14 protein-coding genes are annotated in these 19,000 nt (G+C 61.8%); 4 read left to right on the top strand and 10 right to left on the bottom strand.

Annotation, left to right across the window (positions count from 1 at the left end; all coding sequences use genetic code 11):
* Positions 1-69 precede the first annotated feature (69 nt).
* The 3 genes from RE418_RS18910 to RE418_RS18900 all read left to right on the top strand — a co-directional run bounded on the left by RE418_RS18910 (position 70) and on the right by RE418_RS18900 (position 3,410).
* Positions 70-819: a DeoR/GlpR family DNA-binding transcription regulator gene (locus tag RE418_RS18910; protein WP_025302798.1), complete on the top strand. Its 750-nt coding sequence runs from the start codon at positions 70-72 to the stop codon at positions 817-819.
* A gap of 12 nt (positions 820-831) precedes the next feature.
* On the top strand, positions 832-1,899 hold the full coding sequence (locus RE418_RS18905) for an oxidoreductase (protein ID WP_089180892.1): 1,068 nt from the start codon (positions 832-834) through the stop codon (positions 1,897-1,899).
* A 113-nt stretch (positions 1,900-2,012) separates the two neighbouring features.
* A complete protein-coding gene (locus RE418_RS18900; RefSeq protein ID WP_049204010.1) occupies positions 2,013-3,410 on the top strand; it encodes an MFS transporter in 1,398 nt (465 codons plus the stop codon).
* Here RE418_RS18900 and RE418_RS18895 read toward each other — a convergent pair.
* The 7 genes from RE418_RS18895 to RE418_RS18865 all read right to left on the bottom strand — a co-directional run bounded on the left by RE418_RS18895 (position 3,395) and on the right by RE418_RS18865 (position 8,015).
* A complete protein-coding gene (locus RE418_RS18895) occupies positions 3,395-3,934 on the bottom strand; it encodes a dihydrofolate reductase family protein (protein WP_170311432.1) in 540 nt (179 codons plus the stop codon). The two genes, RE418_RS18900 and RE418_RS18895, sit on opposite strands and share 16 nt — an antisense overlap.
* Positions 3,934-4,335 (bottom strand): VOC family protein, encoded by a 402-nt coding sequence (locus RE418_RS18890; RefSeq protein WP_025302802.1) that lies wholly within the window; start codon positions 4,333-4,335, stop codon positions 3,934-3,936. Before RE418_RS18890 ends, RE418_RS18895 begins: the two co-directional genes overlap by 1 nt.
* 141 nt (positions 4,336-4,476) lie before the next feature.
* Positions 4,477-4,671, bottom strand: a complete 195-nt coding sequence (locus RE418_RS18885; protein WP_004928567.1) for a ribbon-helix-helix protein, CopG family — start codon at positions 4,669-4,671, stop codon at positions 4,477-4,479.
* An 80-nt stretch (positions 4,672-4,751) separates the two neighbouring features.
* Positions 4,752-5,540, bottom strand: a complete 789-nt coding sequence (locus RE418_RS18880) for a spermidine synthase (protein ID WP_043142786.1) — start codon at positions 5,538-5,540, stop codon at positions 4,752-4,754.
* 30 nt (positions 5,541-5,570) lie between these two features.
* Positions 5,571-6,026: a 3-hydroxyacyl-ACP dehydratase FabZ gene (gene fabZ / locus RE418_RS18875; protein WP_025302804.1), complete on the bottom strand. Its 456-nt coding sequence runs from the start codon at positions 6,024-6,026 to the stop codon at positions 5,571-5,573.
* Positions 6,027-6,215: 189 nt separating this feature from the next.
* Positions 6,216-6,710, bottom strand: coding sequence for a TIGR00645 family protein (locus RE418_RS18870; RefSeq protein ID WP_025302805.1), 495 nt, complete (start codon positions 6,708-6,710; stop codon positions 6,216-6,218).
* Between the two features lie 105 nt (positions 6,711-6,815).
* Positions 6,816-8,015: an MFS transporter gene (locus tag RE418_RS18865; protein ID WP_049204012.1), complete on the bottom strand. Its 1,200-nt coding sequence runs from the start codon at positions 8,013-8,015 to the stop codon at positions 6,816-6,818.
* Between the two features lie 97 nt (positions 8,016-8,112).
* On the opposite strand from RE418_RS18865, the gene RE418_RS18860 reads away from it, so the two are divergent.
* Positions 8,113-9,054, top strand: a complete 942-nt coding sequence (locus RE418_RS18860) for a LysR family transcriptional regulator (RefSeq protein WP_025302807.1) — start codon at positions 8,113-8,115, stop codon at positions 9,052-9,054.
* Between the two features lie 6 nt (positions 9,055-9,060).
* Here RE418_RS18860 and RE418_RS18855 read toward each other — a convergent pair whose 3' ends face one another.
* The 3 genes from RE418_RS18855 to RE418_RS18845 form a co-directional block, all read right to left on the bottom strand.
* Positions 9,061-9,354 carry a SelT/SelW/SelH family protein gene (locus RE418_RS18855; RefSeq protein WP_004928553.1) on the bottom strand — a complete coding sequence of 98 codons (294 nt, stop codon included), beginning with the start codon at positions 9,352-9,354 and terminating at the stop codon, positions 9,061-9,063.
* Positions 9,355-9,420: 66 nt separating this feature from the next.
* Entirely contained in the window at positions 9,421-10,905 is a 1,485-nt protein-coding gene (locus RE418_RS18850) for a Ca2+-dependent phosphoinositide-specific phospholipase C (RefSeq protein WP_025302808.1), read from the bottom strand.
* 58 nt (positions 10,906-10,963) lie between these two features.
* Positions 10,964-18,910 (bottom strand): RHS repeat domain-containing protein, encoded by a 7,947-nt coding sequence (locus tag RE418_RS18845; RefSeq protein ID WP_399675439.1) that lies wholly within the window; start codon positions 18,908-18,910, stop codon positions 10,964-10,966.
* Between the last annotated feature and the right edge of the window lie 90 nt (positions 18,911-19,000).

Below are 19,000 nucleotides of genomic sequence, written 5' to 3'. Positions count from 1 at the left end.
TTGCGGCTTCTCCATTGCTGCTATCTGCTGTATATTGCTGTTTTATGCTTTTTACGGCGGAATAAGCCCATGCACAAAGCGGCACGACAGCGCCATTTACTGGATTTGCTCAGCGAACGCGGGCAGGCGGCGGTGGCGGAATTGGCCGGCGCCATCGGCGTTTCGGTCGATACCGTGCGCCGCGATCTGGCCGATCTCGAGCGGCAAGGGTTGGCGCAGAAAAATCACGGCGGGGCGATCGCGCTCGAACCGTCCGGCATGCCACGTCAGGCGCGCGCGGCGCTGTTGCCGCAGATCAAGCAGCGGCTCGGCCGCGCGGTGGCTGCGCAGATCCCGCCCGGCAGCACCCTGATGCTGGATGCGGGCAGTACGCTGTTGGCGGTGGCGCAGGCGTTGCGCGGCCCGGCGACGGTGATCACCGCTTCGCTGGATATCGCGCAGTGCCTGAGCGACAGGCCGGAGATCAACCTGATCCTGCTTGGCGGCCAGTGGGATGTGCGTCAGCGGCTATTCGCCGGCAGCGCCACGCTGGCGTTGCTGGCGCGCTACCGCGCGGACATCGCCTTACTGGGCGCCTGTGCGGTGCATCCCCAGCTGGGACTGAGCGCCGGCGAAGAGGCCGATGCAGAGGTCAAACGCGCCATGTTGGCCAACAGCGGCGAGCGCTGGCTGGTGGCCGACCATATGAAACTGGACCGCTGCGAGCCGCATCACGTTGCGGATCTGGCGCAGATCCAACGTCTGTTTACCGATCGCCCGTGGGACAACCTGGACGAACAATCATTGATTGAACTTTGTGTCGTCGCCGACGACCGCTAGAGGAGAACACTGATGAACGATACTGCTCGACCGTTGCAGGTGGCGCTGATTGGCTACGGCTTTGTCGGCAAGGCGTTTCACGCGCCGCTGATTAACGCGGTGCCGGGGCTGGAACTGAGCGTGGTGGCTTCGCGCGATGCCGCCAAGGTGCATGCCGATCTGCCGCACGTGCAGGTGATCGCCGATTCGCTGGAGGCCATCCGCCGGCCGGAGGTGGATTTGGTGGTGATCGCATCGCCGAACGACACCCATGCGCCGCTGGCGCTGGCCGCACTGGAGGCGGGCAAGCACGTGGTGGTGGATAAGCCGTTTACGCTGGATTTGGCGCAGGCGCGTACGCTGATTGCGGCGGCGGAAAAACACGATCGCCTGCTGTCGGTATTCCAGAACCGCCGCTGGGACAGCGATTTCCTGGGCGTGAAGCAGGTGATCGAACAGGGGCTGATCGGCAAGGTGACGCACTTTGAGTCGCACATCGATCGTTACCGCCCAGAAGTGCGGGTGCGCTGGCGCGAGCAGAACCTGCCGGGCAGCGGGCTGTGGTTTGATCTGGGGCCACACATGGTCGATCAGGCGCTGCAGCTGTTCGGTTTACCGCACAGCGTGCAGGCCAACATCGCTACGCTGCGCCCCAACGCGCAGATTAACGACTGGGCCCACGTGGTGCTCAACTACCCGACGCACCGCGTGATCCTGCACGGCAGCATGCTGGTGGCGGGCGGCGTCTCACGCTTTACCGTGCACGGCGAGAAAGGCAGCGTGGTCAAAGCGCGCGCCGACGGGCAGGAGAGCCAACTGCTGGCTGGCGTGACGCCGGGCTCGGCGGAGTGGGGCAAAGACGACGATGCGATGAGCCTGTTTATCGGCACGGAGCCGGTGCGTACGCTGCCGACGCCGGATGGCGACCAGCGTCAATATTACGTCCAGGTGCGCGACGCGCTGCGCGGCGCCGGCAGCAATCCGGTTACCGCACCGCAGGCGCTGGCGGTAATGGCGGTGCTGGAGGCGGCCACCCTGGCGGCGGAAACCGGTGTGACTCAGCCGTTGCCGCTCACCGAGGCGGAAATCGCCGCCTGGTAACGGCTCGCGTCAGATAAGGCGTCAGGCGCATGGATACAGTGCACGCCGTGCGTCTTCCGCCATCCTATCCCCTGACATAGGCTAATCCTCAGTCTATGTCAGGAGTGTTTATCATGTTATCCCATCCTTCGCCGCAGGGCGTCCGCGGCATACTGGCCGCACTGTCTTTGAGCATGCTGCTGTCATCGCTCGGCATCAGCATCGCCAATGTCGGGCTGCCGGCGCTCGCCACCGCGTTCCATGCCTCGTTCCAAGCGGTGCAGTGGGTATTGCTCTGTTATTTGCTGGCCGTCACCACCTGCATCATCGGCATCGGCCGCTTGGGCGACAGCCTCAATCGCCGCCGCCTGCTGCTGGCGGGCATCGCGCTGTTTACCGCCGCTTCGTTGGCTTGTGCGTTGGCTCCGCAGCTTTGGCTGCTGCTGGCGGCGCGCCTGGCGCAGGGGCTGGGGGGCGCAGTCATGATGTCAATCGCCATGGCGCTGGCGGGCGAGGCGCTGGGCACGGAAAAAATCGGCCGCGCGATGGGGCTGCTCGGCACTATGTCGGCCGTGGGCACCGCGCTGGGGCCGTCGTTGGGCGGCGCGCTGATCGTCGGTTTCGGCTGGCGGGCGATGTTCCTGATCAACCTGCCGCTGGGGCTGCTGGCGCTGTGGCTCGCCTGGCGATACTTGCCGAATGGGCCGCGCGCGGCAGCGCCCCCGGAACCGTTCGATCGCGCCGGTACGCTGCTGCTGGGCGGCGCATTGCTCTGCTATTCACTGGCGATGACCCTTGGGCGCGGCAATTTTGGTGCGCTCAACCTGGCGTTGATGCTGGGGGCGCTGTTGGCGGGGGCGCTGTTCATCGGTGTGGAACGCCGCGCCGTATCGCCGCTGTTGGCGCCGACGCTGTTCCGCCATCCGGCCCTGACGGCGGGGCTGGCGGCCAGCGCGCTGGTGATGACGGTGATGACCGCCACGCTGGTGGTCGGGCCGTTCTATCTGTCACGCGCGCTGGGGTTAAGCGCTGCGCAGGTCGGGCTGGTGATGTCGGCGGGGCCGGCGGTGGCGATCCTGACCGGCATACCGGCCGGTTATCTGGTGGATCGTTTTGGCTCGCAGCGCATCGCCCAGTTTGGGCTGGCGGCGGTGGCCGCCGGGGCGGCATTGCTGTCGTTGCTTAACCGCTGGGGCGTGCTCGGCTATATCGCCCCCATCGCGCTGCTGACCGCCGGCTATGCGCTGTTTCAGGTGGCCAACAACACCATGCTGATGAAGGATCTGTTTCCTGAACGGCGCGGGCTGATCGCCGGCATGGTGAACCTGGCGCGCAATCTCGGGGCGATCACCGGCGCTTCGGCGATGGGGGCGCTGTTTTATCTGGCTTCGCAGCAGGTGGCGGGTACTGCGGCGGCGGCCGCGGTTGACGGCATGCGGGTGACTTACGGCGTGGCGGCGCTGTTGGCGCTGGCTGCGTTGCTCATCGCCTTCGGCGGCCGCCGACGGATGCTGCGTTACGATGCGCGCTGAACCGCGTAGCGTTCTTGCACGAAACCATTGTCCGACTGGGTGACGGCGAGCAGGCGCAGGCGTTGCTCCGGGCCATCGGCGCCGAACAAGGGAATGCCGCCACCCAGCAGCAGCGGCACGCGGGTAATCGTCAGTTCGTCGATCAATCCGGCCTGCAAGAAACGCTGTACGGTCTGGCCGCCGTCGATATACAGGTGACCGCAGCCTTGCTCGGCCAACTGCGCCACGATGGCCGCCGGTTCGCCATTCATCCAGCGAACGTGGCCTGTCTCGTGCGGCGAGGGCGGCTGCGTCGACAGCACCACCACCGGCAGGTCACCATAGGGCCATTCGGGAAAGGCGCGGACTTTTTCATAGGTATGGCGCCCCATTACCAGTGCGTCGATGTCGGCGATAAATGCCTCATAACTCAGGCCGTTTAGCAACGAAACCGCGTACTCGGGGCGCAGCAGCCAGTCGATGTCGCCGTCCGCGCCGGCGATGAATCCGTCTACGCTGGTGGCGATATAAACCGAACATTTCATCAGGCGAGATCTCCCCGGTACACCACATGGACCTTGTTGCCGTCGGGGTCGCGCAGGTAAGCGCCGTAATAGCCCTTGCCGTAATGCGCGCGTTCGCCGGGCTCGCCTTCACTGCTGCCGCCCGCCAGCAGGCCAGCAGCGTAGGCGCGTTTAACCTCCAGCTCATCGGCGGCGAGAAAGGCCAGCATGCTGCCGTTGCCAGCGCTGGCTGGCTGTCTGTCGAAGGGTTGGTAAGCATAGAAACGCGGCAGCGTTTGGCCCGGCTTCACCCAGCAGCGGGCAGCGGGACCGCCGTCCGGCGTCACTTCCCGCCGCTGTAATCCCAGCGGCAACAGAATGGCGTCGTAGAAGGCGGCGGCGGCGTCCAGATCGCTGACGCCGACGGTAATATGGCTGAACATGGCGCTTCCTTTCCGAAGAGAGAGTATGAACGCAAACAGTAGCAGCGATATTGCAGAATGGACAGACCGTAACGGAGGATTCGGATTAGGGACGCGCGCAGGAGCAACGCGCGCTTCACAGTAGGCGGAACAGGCAGCCGCTCAATTGCTTTCGACGCGTGGATTGGCGTGAGTCGGCTGGCTGGGATAGTCAACCTGATGCTTGTGCAGATAATCGCGGATCAGCTGGCGTACCACCTGGGAAGGAGTGACGTCCTGCTGTAGACACAGTTCTTCCAGAGCTTTCTTCTTGTCCGGGTCAATCAGCACCGTTAGCCGCGCCGTTTTCTTTTCCATCAGGATCCTCCAGAGAATGATAACTGAATGATAATACCACGTGGGCGAAGCGGCCAGCCAGACCGCGTCGCCGCTCGTCTTTAGCGGAAATGCAGCCGCTCTATTTTGCGTGACAGGTAGCCGAGTTCGCAGTTGAACAGCTCGCCGCTGCCGGCGGCCAGGTTGCGCAGCGCGCTCAGCGGCAACGTCACCTGGGCCGGCGTGGCGTAAATGATCACGTTGCCGCTGGGGGCGACGCAAAACAATACGGTGCCGAATATCCGGTGCAGGCTGTGGTACAGCAGGCTGTTTTCGTCGGGCAGATCGTGGTAATTCAGCACCAGCCAGCCCCCGTCGTTCAGCCGCGCGGCGCAGTTTTCCAGGAATGTCTGGGTGCCTTGCTGCGGATCCATGGCGAACGCCGAATAGAGATCGGAGAAGATCAGATCGTAACGCGTCTCGGCGGGCGGGCGCACAAAGTCCATGGCGTCGGCGGTGCGCAGGCTGATGGTGTCGGTGGCCGGCAGCGTAAAATAGCGGCGTGCGACGGCGATCACCGCAGCGCGCAGCTCGACGACGTCGAGGCGCATCGCCGGATCGAGCGCGTGCAGCGCACGCAGCAAGCTGCCGCCGCCCAACCCCAAAATCAACGCCGAGGCCGGCGGCTGCCAGGCCACCGCCATCAGCATCGCTTTGATGTAGTTGTGGATCGGCTGCACGGGGTTGCTGAGGCTCATCTTGCTCTGTTCGCAGATGCCGTCAAACCGCAGCGTGCGGTAGTCCTTGTGGTCGGAAACGATGATTTCGCCCCAGGCGTCGGTTTCGCGAGCGATCACCTGGCCGCGCGGAGAGAAATCAAGGGTTTTGAGTAAGCTGTCAACCAGAGACATGGTATTCGCAGGGCTCCTTCGGCAAGCGGCCTATTTACGGGCGCACATGAAATCGGCGGTGCAAATGCGCTGGCCATCGATGCTGGCGCGGCCGGTAAAGCGGGCGATCGCCCCGCGGCGGCGCACAAAGGCCACCTCCATCAGCACCTGGTCGCCGGGGCGGGCGGCGCGATAAAACCGCGCACGCTGAATGGCCGCAAAATAGTAATGCTCCCCCTCGTTGAGCGCCCCGAGATAGTAATGCGCCAGCAGACCGGTGCTTTGCGCCAGCGCTTCCACCAACAGCACGCCGGGAAAACCGGCGAAGTGCGCGTGGCCGTTCCAGAACGTCGGCTCATTGGCGGTGATGTTCTTGATGGCGCTCAGCCTCCCTTCGGCAATGCAGGTGCCGGCGGGCAGCACGCGATCGACCAACAGGCAGGGATAACGATGAGGCAAAATCGCCTGAATATCGTTGAATTGCAGGGGGTGACCAGTCAATGGCATGAGAGAGCGTGATCCTGTCTGCGGCGAAACCGGTGCAAGGGCCGGCGTTCAGTCCATGATGAGTGTAATAACATTATAATAAAATTATCATCAGATGTGCCAGATGAAAAAAACGACGGCGGGGAAACAGGCGAAGAAGGGCGCGTGAGGGAGGCACCCGATCATGACGACCGGGTGTGGCAGTACGTTTTAGTGCTTGGAGCGGGTCACTTTATCCAGGTAGCCCATCACGAAGGCGGACAGCACAAAGGTAAGGTGGATGATCACATACCACATCAGCTTGTTGTCCGGCACGTTCTTGGCGTCCATAAACACCCGCAGCAGGTGAATGGAGGAAATGGCGACGATAGACGCGGCGACTTTGTTTTTCAGCGAGGTGGCGTCCATTTTGCCCAGCCAGCTCAGTTTTTCTTTCCCTTCGGTGATATCCAGCTGCGAGACGAAGTTTTCATACCCGGAGAACATCACCATCACCAACAACCCGCCCACCAGCGCCATATCGACCAGCGACAGCAGGGTCAGGATCAGATCGGCTTCCGCGACAGAAAAAATGTTGGGCAGGACGTGCAGGATCTCCTGAAAAAATTTGATCGACAGGGCGACCAGGGCCAGTGAAAGGCCGAAATAAACCGGTGCGAGCAACCAGCGGGAGGCGTACATCGCGTTTTCTAGCAAGCGTTCCATCATAAAATTGTTTTAAATGCGTGGCAAAAAGGGCGCTCAGTATAGCGCAGGTGGCCCGGGCGAAATCAACCGGTTGCGTTATCCGAGCGCCTATCACGGCGCGGATCAGGCTGTTGCACGCAAAGAGTGGCGCGTCATGCGGATCAGCAAAGCAACACCCGCCGCGGCCGTCGTCAGCGCCACTACGCCCGGCCATCCCAGGTGTTCCAGTACGCGGCTGCCCAGTGCGGCGCCGGTGGCCATGCCGATGAATACCAGCGTGAACAGAATGGCGTTAAGGCGGCTGCGGGCAGCCGGATCGAGGCCGTAAATAATGGTCTGGTGCGCGATCAGCGTGGCCTGAATGCCGAGATCAAACCCGATGGCGCTCAGCGCAATCAGCCCCCATTGCACCGATTGCGGTAGTAACGGCAGTAAAAACATCAGGGCGAAAGAAACCGTTACCAACGCAGCGCCGATTTTAGTGACGGCGTCTGGGCCGTATCGGTCAGCCAGACTGCCCGCCAACGGTGCCGCCAGTGCACCCGCTGCGCCGGCCAGGCCGAACGCGCCGGCGACTGCGCTGCCCAGCTGATAGCGAGCGGCCAGCATCACCGCGAGCGTGGACCAGAAGGCGCTGAAGGCGACGGACAAAAAGGCCTGAGACAACGCCGCGCGCCGCAATTCAGGGTAGGTGGCCCAAAGCCGGCTCATCGAACGCAGCAAGGCGGGATAACTCAGCGTGCTGTGAGGCTGAAAGCGCGGCAAAGCTCGCCCTATCACCAGCGTGATCGGTAAAACGGCCAGCGCGGCTAACGCATAAACACTGCGCCAGCCGAAATAATCGGCGACCAGCCCGCTGAACACGCGCGACAGCAAAATACCGGCCAGCAACCCGGTCATCACGGTGCCGACGATTTTACCGCGTCGGGCATCAGGAGCCAGAGCCGCGGCGGCGGGGATGATGTCCTGCGCGACGGTGGCGGCCAGGCCGAGCGTCAGGCTGCTGAGCAACAGCAGCGAAAAAGAGGAAACCAGGCTGCACAACAGCAGCATCATGGCCAGCAGCACGCCCTTCACCAGAATGATCCCGCGGCGATCGTGGCGATCGCCCAGCGGCGCCAGTAACAGAATACCCAAGGCATACCCCAATTGGGTCAGGGTCGGTACGAATCCGGTATCGCCAACGCCGACATGGAAGTCGGCACCCATGACGCTCAACATCGGCTGACTGTAGTAAATAGAGGCGACGCTAAGGCCGGCGCCGGTGGCCAACAGGAAAACGGTTTTGGCGGAAAGCGCACCGCCGGTGGGTGAGAGGCTCATTCGATAATTCCTGACAAGGTGGATGTGCGGCTATTTTTGTCGTGAATGTTATCGGCGGGTAGACCCGATATGGGTAGAACTGTTATACGTAACACGTATGAATAAAATTAATTTACCCAACGGCGACCGTATAATCCTGCTGCAAACCCTGGTGCGTATTGTCGAGAGCGGGAGCCTGTCGGCGGCGGCGCAGCAGCTGGGCACCTCGCAGCCGACCATCAGCCGACGTCTGCGGGCGTTGGAACAGCTGTTGGGCACCAGGTTGATCCAACGGACGACGCATGCGCTCCATCTTACCGATGACGGCGAACGCTGCTATCAGCAAGCGCGCGGCTTGCTCGCGCAATGGCAAAGCCTGGAAGATGCGCTGCGCGGCGCGCGCGACGAACCGGTTGGCGCACTGCGCGTGCGCGCTCCGCACGCCTTTGGGCAGGATCAGCTGATCGGGCCGCTCGGGGAGTATTTGCGGCGCTATCCCCAAACCAGCGTGGAGTGGACGCTGAACGACCACTCTCCCGATTTCATTTCCGAAGGCGTAGACTGCGCCATTCACGTTGGTGCGGTGACCGATCCTTCGGTGGTGGCGGTGCTGTTGGCGGAAGTGCCGCGCAGCACGGTGGCGTCACCCGCACTGTTGACTGAACGACCGGCGATCGTCGATCTCGACGATTTGGCATCATTGCCGTGGCTGGCGGTAAACAGTTTTTATCGCAATGAGGTCGTCCTGACCCACGCGACCAGCGGCGAGCAGCGGCGTTTCGGCATCGCACCCAGGTTGAGCACCGACAGCCTTTATGCGGCGCGTAAAGCGGCGCTGGAAGGGCTGGGCGTAGCGATCGTGTCGTCTTGGGTGGTGAAAGAAGAGTTGGCGCAAGGATCTCTGCAGACGCTGTTGCCCCTGTGGCGAGCCGAGCCACTGCCTATCTACCTGCTGTATCCTTACGCCAGCTATTATCCCGCGCGTTTACGCAAATTCATGGAAATGATGAAAGAAACGATGCCGCGCATTATCGGCGCGCAGCCGCCGACGGGGCGCTGACGGCCTTCAGTGCCTGGCTTTTTTACCGTCGCTGTGGCCGAGAGAGCGATCGGGGAAGCTGTGATCGCGCAGCCGCTGCTTTAACTGCGCCGCATCGGGGAAGCCGCCGTCAATCTTGCGATCCCAAATCATCACGCCATCGACGCTGATTTGGTAGACCCCGCCGGTGCCCGGCATCAGGGTGACGGAGGCGAGATCGTCACCAAAGGTGTTTAGCAGCTCTTGCGCCATCCAGCCGGCGCGCAGCAGCCAGTTGCATTGCGAACAGTAGTGGATCGTCACTGCGGGGGCATTTTTCATCGTTGGCGGATCGAGTAGGAAGCGGTGCTTGCATCATCAGCTGCCGCACCGCCGTTGTCAATTTTCCTAACGGTAGGGGCCGAGGCTCGCGGCAGGGGCGCTGTCGGCGATGAATTCGCCGGTGGCCGAGTTGCCGAAGACGGTGCTCTCTGTCGGCGCCTTTGCGCCGCCGAACAGCCATTTTACGGAGCCGGCGCCGTGTGAAGAGGCCGCCCAGCCTTGCAGCGGCAGCGTTTGGCTGACGCCGATCTCCCCTACGGCGTGCCAGATCAGGCCGTCGATTGAATAACTGCCTTGTGCCTGGTGGCCATCGCCCCGAACCGTCAGCTTCAGCCATATCGGCGTATTGCTGCTGACGACGGGCTTGCCGTTGACGCCATTTGGCAGACGGGCATCGATTTTTTCCGTACCGGCGCCGTTATCCCGCCGGTACTGCATGCGGATTTCGTGAGCAGCGGTTTGAAATATTGCGATATAGGCGGCGTCATCGGCGGTCGTGGCCCGCGCCATCACTCCGCCTTTGATAAAGCCGTCGGTATGTGACTGCGGGTTGGTGACGAAGGCGCTGAGCGTGCGTTCGGCACCGATAGTGGCACGATCGAAACGAAAATAGCCGCTGTCGCGTTTATTCCAGATATCGCCGGAGTCGACCTTGATGGCGCAGAGTGCACCGGATTCGGTCAGATCCGGCGGTAGCGTGACGTCGATGCCGGTAAACGGATAGCCGGTCATCGGCAGATCGGTGCGCGCCCACCCGTCCCAATCGGCGTTAACCTTGTTGGTGGCCAGATGGTGCGCGCGACTGTTCCAGCCGGTAGCCCAACTGTTTGCGTCGTTCAGGCCGTAGGCGCGGCCGACAAAGCCGGCGGTAAACACCGCGTTCGCCAGGGCGGTGTGGGCGGCCGAGAGGTTGAACATCACGGCGCAGGCGTGTTGGTCGATTTGTTGCGCCTGGGTGATTTCCGGCGTGACGAACGCCAGCCGTTGATTGGCGGTGGCGCCGTTTTGCACATACTGATTGAGCACCGAATTCGGCGAGGCGAGATCGCCGGTGGTGCAGCCAACAATGAACTTGCCGCGCAGGGTGTCGAGCGACGGCCACCCATAGGCGGCGATCGCTGCTTGCAGATCGGTGCAGTCGCCGATCAGATCGGGTGGTCCCCAAATGTGTTCGCGCCCCAGGCGCTCGGCCAACAAACGATCGAGCGATTCGGGTGTTTGATCTCGGGCGGCGTTGAAGTCGTCTTTCAAATCCAGCCACAGGGTGACGACTTCGTGCTGCGGCACCGCGCGATGAAACGCCAACAGCGCGTCCAGTGCATCCGCCAAGGTGTTGACTGAGCTGACCTGATCGATGACCGCCAGATGATAAACGTACCAGTTGCCGTTTAACTGCGGCCAACCGGCGGCGTTATTACTGTTGTGGATATCGATCTCAAGGGAACGGATGCGCCAGTACAGCGCCTGAGCCGGGTAGCTTTCCGTGCGTTGATACGAGTTGTGGGTGCTCTTTTGCCGCACCTGATGGTAGCGAATCGTTGCATCATTCATGACGTTGCCTCTCATCAAGACGCAGGGACGGGACGCGCAGTCCCGCACCCTGCGTGGGTTATGCTTTGCCGTTGCTCCAGCCGGCGGGATCCAATACCAGCGCCGTTTGCAGCCCGATGCTGCCGGTCATCGCCGGGCTGTAGGCCTGTTGTCCATAGAAGGCCGTCGGCGGGGTTCCTGTCGCCGTGCCACCGCCGCTCGGCAGCAGCGGCGAGACGGCCTGCTTGGCCACCGCACCGCCGAGACTGCTGAAAGTTGGCAGGCTGAATTTCCCCAGGACGAAACTTTGCATTCCCCCGACCAGTGGCAGGTTGTAGTTGGGGATGCGGCTGACGAAGGCTGGCAACGGCACGATGCCCAGGCTACCGAAAGCGTTGTAGGCGTTGCTGACCTGGGTGAGCGAGGTCGGGCTGAAGGCCCAGCCGTTGCCGCCGGTCAGCTCGGCGAAACGCGCAGCCTGCTGGAAGGCGGCCGCACCGCCAACCCCTGCGGCGCCGCCACTGATCGCGCCGCCGACGGCACCGGTAACGGCGCCTTTCAGCAGCGACTGTTGCCAACTGCCGCTGTTGGCGACGCCAAAGGCGTCGTTGATGAAGAATTGGCTCACTCCCTGAGCCGCACCTACTGCCGCGCCTACGGTGGCTCCGACCCCTGCGCCGGCCGCCAGGCCCGCCGCAATGCCGCCGGCGGTGGTGGAAGCTGCCGCCGCCGCTGCCGACCCTGCGGCAAAGGCGCCGACTCCGCCGGCGGCGGACAGAGCCCCGGCGAGGGCTCCTATCCCTGCGCCGGCGAATACATAACCGGCTAGCGCGCCACCGCGCAATCCGGACTGATAGCCGCTGTACAGGGCGACCCCGCCGCCCAGCACGGCGCCGACGGCGGCCCCGATCAGCAAGATGATAATGATTGGGGCGATCTCACCGGAAGGGTCGGTCTGATTAACCGGGTTGTTGCCGCAGTAGACGTAAGGGCCGCCATACTGGAATCTAGGATCGCAGGAGTAAAAGCGCCCCAATTGCGGATCGTAGAAGCGCGCCCGATAGTTATAGAGTCCCAAATCTTCGTCCAACTCCTGGCCGGTGTAGCGATAGCGCAGTAACGAGGACGTGCCGACGCCAGTCGGCAACGATTGGCCGAAGGGCATGTAGTCGAGCAATGCGTTGACCTGACCGTTTTCCGCCACTACGGCACGGATCGAACCTTGCTGATCCTTCAGCACGTACTGGGCCTCACCACCGTCGATGAGCAGCAGCAATCCGCCGACGCCATAGAGATATTGCGTCGTACGAGCGCCGAACTCCATCAGCGGCGCGTCGCTCAGGCCGTGTACGTAAGCGAGTTTGCTGCCGTCGGCGAACCGCTTTTGCACCCGCTGATTGATGCCGTTGTAGCACAGCGCAAGCTGGCGGCCGTCATCCAGTGCGATCGTTAACGGAAGATTATTCAGTGGGTTGTAATCGATACGCTGAATACCGCGACTGGCGGAGAGCGTGACGTTACCGACGACGTCATACTCGTAACGCTGCGCGACCGCGTCATTGGCGAGCACGGCGGCGACTTTGCCGCTGTTCGGCTGATACTCGTAGCTGAAGAGGGTGTCTCCCTGTTGCAGCCGGAGGATGTTGCCGCCGGCGTCGAAGGTCAGCGGCGCGCCGACGCCGAGGCTGTAAGCGGAATTGACGCTGTGCTCGGCGACCGTCAATTGGCCGCGCGGATCGTAGCGATAGCGATAAGCGAAGCTGTTTTCGGGCCTGACCGCATTGTCGTGCACTACGCCGGCGATATTGCCGTTGAAGTAACCGGCGCCCTCGTAGCCGCCGTCGGTGTAGCTGAAGCGATGTTTCAACAGCGGTGCGCCGTCGGCATAGTGGTTGTTGATTTCATTCAACCAGCCGGGAGAGTTATAACTCATGGTGCGTCGCAGCGCCCGCCCCCCCTGTGAATTCAACTGCTCTTCAGCCAGGCTGCCGTCGGCATGGTAACGGTAGCGAACGAACTTCTCCGGATCGTCCGGCGTGCCGATGGCGGCGGTTTGTCCCATGTCGTTATAGCGATAGGCCACGCTGGCGAGCGGCGCGCCGGCGGGATAATCGATGCGGATGACGTTGCCGAGGTTGTCGTAGGCATAGCCCGTGATGTAATCGCCAGCGTCCGGCAGACGCAGTTGCGACAGGGTCGCATTGCCTCCCGTATCGTAGCCATAGCAGTTTTCGACGCAGAGTCCGTCAGCGGCGCGACGGTACATTTTCCACAGGCGGCCGCGCAGAGTCGGCTCGTCGCCTTCGCCGTCATAGACGTTTTGCGTTTGCCAGTCATCATGGTGCGGGTAGTGCGGATCGTTATCGGCGATCGCCTGCAGCGCCGAACCGTCACCCCAGGCTTGCGCCACTTCGCCATCCTCGCTCAGGCGCCCCAGAACGTCATATTTTTTATACAACACGCGGTCTTTCGCGCGGCTCAGCGGCGTTGAGCTGAAACGCAGACGTCCGGCAGGATCGTAGATATACGTCGTTTCTCCGGCATCCGGCGTGACGCGTGCAGCGAGCTGACACAGGAAGTTGTAGCGATTGTGGCTGATGAAGGCGTCATCCGCCGGGGAAGACGACGGGTGGCGAACCTGCACGATATTGCCCGCCGCGTCGAAGATCTGTTGGACAGCGTCGCGAACAACGCCGCCGGCCTCGGTCTGCTTGCTCAGCGTCTGGCCACGGCGATCGTTGAGTGACAGCACGCCGGTGCCATCGGCATCGTACAGGGCGCTCACCCGCAATTCTCCAGGGCGACAGGCGATACCTGCCACCTGCGTGTGATCGGTGACGGCGTAAATGAACCGTGTAATATGCGGGTTGTCGCCGGTAATGGCGAAGATTTTGCCTGGCATGCCTTTGGCCACCGGGCGTTTCAGCGAGGAAGCCTCATAACGGGTGCCGCTATAGGGGTAACCTTCGTCCTGCGGGTAATAATCACTCACTTCACCGGTCATCACGCCGTTTGCGGCGTCCAGTGTGCGGACAAAGGCCGCCCGGTAGCCGAACAACGTGCGTTCAAAGGCGGCGATCTTGGTTTCGGCAACCGTATTGCCCAGCGCGTCGTACAGCGTTTCACGCACCAGGCATCGTCCTTCGTTCAGCACCTGATGCTGCGTTTCCTGCCGGTTGGCGTTTTTATACGTGATGGCCAGCTGTGGCGAGCGGAAGGTAACCGCATTGGCAAAATAGATTTCCCCCTGTGCCTGCAGGCTGAATTCACCGTCGATCCTCGCATCGGTCTGAAGGGCGAAAACCTGACGACCGTCGGCATATAACAGAACGGCATCGTCGCCCGGTACCAGCAGCACCGAGGTGGGCAGGCAGCCGTTGGTCGCGTCGTCAGTGTAGGTGTTGCCCGCCAGCGTCAGCCGCCATCCCGCAATGGCGTCCCACTGGGCGCTCAGACTGTCGCCGATCGTCAGGCCGAAGGCGAGGTTCTGCGTCGCCGGCGACGAAAGGGTGAAGCCCACCGCGTAGCGGCCGGCGGTGGCCAACCAACGCAGGCGGTTGAGCGTCGTACCGCAATGCAGTAGCCGGCCCTGGCTGAGACGCCAGGCGCTGTCGTCGTCGCGCCGCCAGTGCGTCCAGGTTTGTTCGCCCTGCGTGAAGGTTTCGTATTGCCCGCCGTCGGCGGCCAGAATTTCGCAGCTGCTGGCGGGATCGTGCTGCGGGTAGCTGAATGGCAGCGTATCGTGCCAACTGCGTGGCGCATAGTTCACCACGCCTTTCTTGCTTTCGCCTTGTGGCCCGGTCTCAACGAACTTTTGCCGCAGCGGATCGTAGCCGCAGCGCAGGACATCGGCGTTGTTACCCATAACGGCGATCTCATCCAGATACAGCGGATCGTAGCAGCGGGCCTCCATCTTGCTGGCCAACGGCGTGACGCTGACGGTGTTGAACAGCACATAGCCGACCGTTTTTTGGTTGTCGAAGGCGAGCGCGAGCGGACGCTCCGGATCGCCGCTATAGGGGATGACGCTTTGCCAGTAAACCCAAGCGCCTTCTGCCGTGGGGACGATCGGCGTGGTGTGCGGCGCGGCGTTGCCACTACGGCTGATCAAGTTTGCCGCACCGGGCGCCGCGTTGAAACCGGGCGAGGTTTTGATCCAGGCGGAGACAACGACCGGCTGCGTTTGCCGCAGCGGCGCCGTTCGGGTCAGGGTCGCACCGACGCCGAGTTTGAGGCTGCGGCTGCCGACATAGGCGTCGTCGTCGACGATCGCCGTATCGCCGTCGAGCCGCCAGGGATCGGTGCTGTGTTGATAGGGTTCGAAACCGATGAAATCGCACTCATCCGCCGCGCCGCTGACGAACGCCGCCACCGGCAGGATCTGGTTGTTGTCCCACAGCGTGCTTTCGACCTGGCTTTCGCTGTTTTTCTGGGAGAGGATCGCACCATAGAATGTTCTGGCCAGTATCGTGCCTACCGGCAACCACGCGTCACCCGGATCGCTTGCCAGCGCCGGCGGGCTGGGGGGCTGGGCGCCAATCGCGGCTTGCAGCACATAGGCTTGCGTGGCGGCCCACACTGTCGGCGCAGCTTCATCGGCAAGCGGCTGTTGCCGTTGCAGAGCGCCGTAGCGTTGCAGACTGCCGGCGTAGATTGGCAGCGCCTCTCCCAGCGCCGCGCTCCCCGCTGCGTCGAATTGGCTGAAGGGCGCGTCGATCGCATTTTTCAGTAAGAACCAGGGATAGGCTTCGAACGCATAGCCGTAGAGTTTGGCAACGCCCTGCGTTTCTCCGGTGGCGGTCACATTGTCAAAGCGCTCGCGGATCAATTTGCCGAAGCGTGAGTCATAGCGATAATCGGTACGTATCGCCAGGCCATCATTAAGGCTGTTGTCGGCGATGCAGCGCGTATAACCGCCGAACAGCGGTCGCTCGACGCCGTCGATCGCTACGGAGGTGAAGGCCATCAGGTTTTTTTGTTCGTGAACCAACAGATTGCCGTCGGCGTCAAACACCTTTTGCTCGATCAATTGGCCGTCCAACAGCCCGGATGACGCTTGATCTGCAGCGCGAACTCGCTCGCCGACCTGCGGATCCTGGCGCGTCAGGCCATTGAAGTAATAGTTCTCGCGATAGCCGAAGCGCGGCGCGGACATGCTCTCGCTGCCGGGATAGCTGGCACTCTTGTAGTACTTGAAGACCGCGCCGGTAGGGTCGCAGGTCGCTGTCGCAATGTCGAACACGTAGCAGGTGGTGCTGACGGCGTAGCCGTCATCGATGCTGACCGTGTCGACGCAGTAATCCACCAGTGCGCCTTGCAGCGTGTTGTCGAGGTAGCGATTCAGCGTCAGGCTTTCCGCATTATCGAAGTCTTTGTTCAGCGGTAGATAGGTAACGAACGCGGACAGGCCGGCGGGATATTGGCCGTTGATATTGGGTTTGACCATGCCGGAGACGCCAATCTGCGTGAAATAACGTTGCGTGAGCGTGTCATCGCCGGCGAAGGCCTGATTGCGGAAGGTTTTCACGGTGGTGTTTTTGGCTGCCGTGCCGTCCAGGTTCAGATAAGAGATAAAGCGCGGTCCCTGATTGATCATGGTGGTGCTGTCTATCGCGTAGGGCACTTCGGCATATCCGGCTGCCGCGTCCAACCAATTGCACCAGGAACCGCGGTGATAGACGCGGTTGCCCATGGTGGCGATATCCGCGCCTGCCGTCGGGAAGTAGTGTCTTTTTCTTTCCGAAGTCGGATCGTCACGGGTATAGAGATCGCGCGCCGCATCGTTCCAGGCGGTGATTTGCCGGTTGGGATCGTAGGCTACCATGCGCGCCTGAGCCGCGAATTCGCGGTTGCTGACGGCGATTGCGTAATCGGCGCCGTAGGCGAACCAGTTGATGTCCTGATCGCTGCAGGTACTGCGTAACAGCAGGCTGTCGTTACGCAGCCAGTCTGCGCCGTTATAGCGCAGCAGATAGGGGCCGGACGCAATCATGGCGTTGTTGACGAATTTTGCCAGGAACGGAATGGTGAGGGTTTGCGACGGCGCGCTTTTCGGCAGGCGGCAGGGAAAGTCAGTGCTGGTCATGGCGCCGAATGCCGCGTCCCATCCGATGACCTTGACGGTGTAATCAACGCTGAGCGAAACCTCCTGCGTGGTGTAGGTCAGCGCGATAAACGAGGCGCCGGCGGCAAAACCGAAACGGGTGGCCGACGCATCGCCGCCGAGGGTGAACACCAGCGGGAGTGAGGCGCCGTTTCGCCATTGTTCTTGGCTATCCTGATAATAAAGCGCCAGCCGATTACGGTGTTCGCCGCCGGTGAGGGGGGCATAATCCAGGACGGCGTAATAGCCGTTGGCCGCCGCGATGTAGGGGCGGGCGGTGGCGTTGAGATCGCCAGACCTATCGGCGATCGCCCACCGTTTGGTGAAGTTATCCCAGGTGTAGCGCAGCAGCGTCCGTTGATCCTTGTCGCAGACCACAAAAAAGTTGTCGCCGGCGGCCAGCTGCAGTTGGGTGGTGTTGGCGGCGATTGGCGCGCTGTCGAACCACTCGCCCCATTTGCGGTTATCCTTGTGATAGACATGCGCATAGGATTTGCCGCTCTGCGGGGTGGCATAGGTCAGGCAGGCGAAATCACCGGCAGTGACGACGTTGACACTGTTGATGTCGAAAGCGGCCTTGATCGTTTGCTGCTCGGGAGCCCAGCATTGCCAGCGCCCAAGCCAGGTGTAAAACGTGACGTGGATTTGGTCGCTCGACTCGTTAAGCCACAGGCAGACCGCGTAATCGCCGCCGAACCATACGCGCGGTTTGGCGCTGCGCGGCCAGGGACTGACGATCTGCCGCTGGCGATCGCACAGCGGCAGCGTTTGTTGCTTATACCGGTAGGCGATTTTCGCACCGTCCGGCGTGACGGCGCCACTGAGCGCGCCGGCATTGACCGTACCCGCCGGCCAGTAGCTGAACTGCATCTGCGGCAGCGCACAATTTTCCGCATAGCGCCGCTGGACGCCGGTGAGCGTGCGTTTGACGGTATCACCGTAAAGCGGATCGCTTTGCGGGTAACCGCTGAAATTACTCTGCGTGTCATAGCTCAGCTGCACCGCATAGAGCAATGTGCCCTGCGAGTTTTTGACGACGATGTTGTCCAGATAGCGCGTTTCGTAGCGATCCTGATAGGCTGAAGCGGCGTTGGCGGGGGCCTTGCTGTAGGGGGTATCCCAATGCGGAGACAGGTATTCCCGTGGGCCTGCGGGCGACTGCGTGTCGTACCGCTTCTCCTGATAGCCAAAATCGACGGTGCGATCGAACATGTCGGTGATGCGCGTCAGGTAGCAGGCTTTGGTAAAACTTAAGCCTCGTTCGCCAACCGGCTGTTCAACGGCCTCGTAACGGAAGGCGATCCGATCGCCCCACAGGCTTTCCACCTGCGCCAGATTCCAGATTGCCGCAAAGCGAGACTGCAAGGCATCGCCCTGGGGAGAGTGGGTCAAAGCGGATTGTCCCGACCAGTTGCCCCAGCGCACTTTCCATTGAATGCTCTGATCATCCTGCGCGTTGCCGCCGTAGAAGTAGCTGACCCCGTTGTCCTTGACCAGCTCCCAGCGTTCGAACTGCGGATAATACAGGACCTTGCTGAAATCATAGTGGAAGCACTCAAACGCTTCACCGCCGGAGAAGACGGCGAGTTCGGCGTCCTGGCGCAGCACGTTGAAGGTGCGCTGATAGACTGGGTCGATAATTTCCCATTGTCGATCGTCGAACCGCGTGACGACCTGAGCATGGCAACCCAACTGCAGGCCGGCGGCGATGAAAGCGGATTGGATTTCGGTGTCCACTTTGCCGCTATTGAGCGCGGTGGTGGCGGCGATTGGTAATTTCGCTCTCAGCCAATCGTTGGGCGCGCGAATTAATTCTGATGAGGCGTTGTTGGTATAAATTCGATAAAGGTTGTCACCGGGTGTTGCATTATCCCGGTGATCGACTTCAATGCGTTCGAAAGGCAATTGCCAGCCTAATCCCATAATTCCGGTTGGTGCGCTAACATTTGATTGATAAATTTCATTTTTGATGTTGCTGCCATAAAATGCAGTGACTTTGACGTCGAGTTGATT

The organism is Serratia sp. szju (assembly GCF_044594185.1).
GTDB classification, from domain to species: Bacteria; Pseudomonadota; Gammaproteobacteria; order Enterobacterales; family Enterobacteriaceae; genus Serratia; species Serratia bockelmannii.
This window is presented reverse-complemented; position numbering and strand designations above follow the sequence as displayed.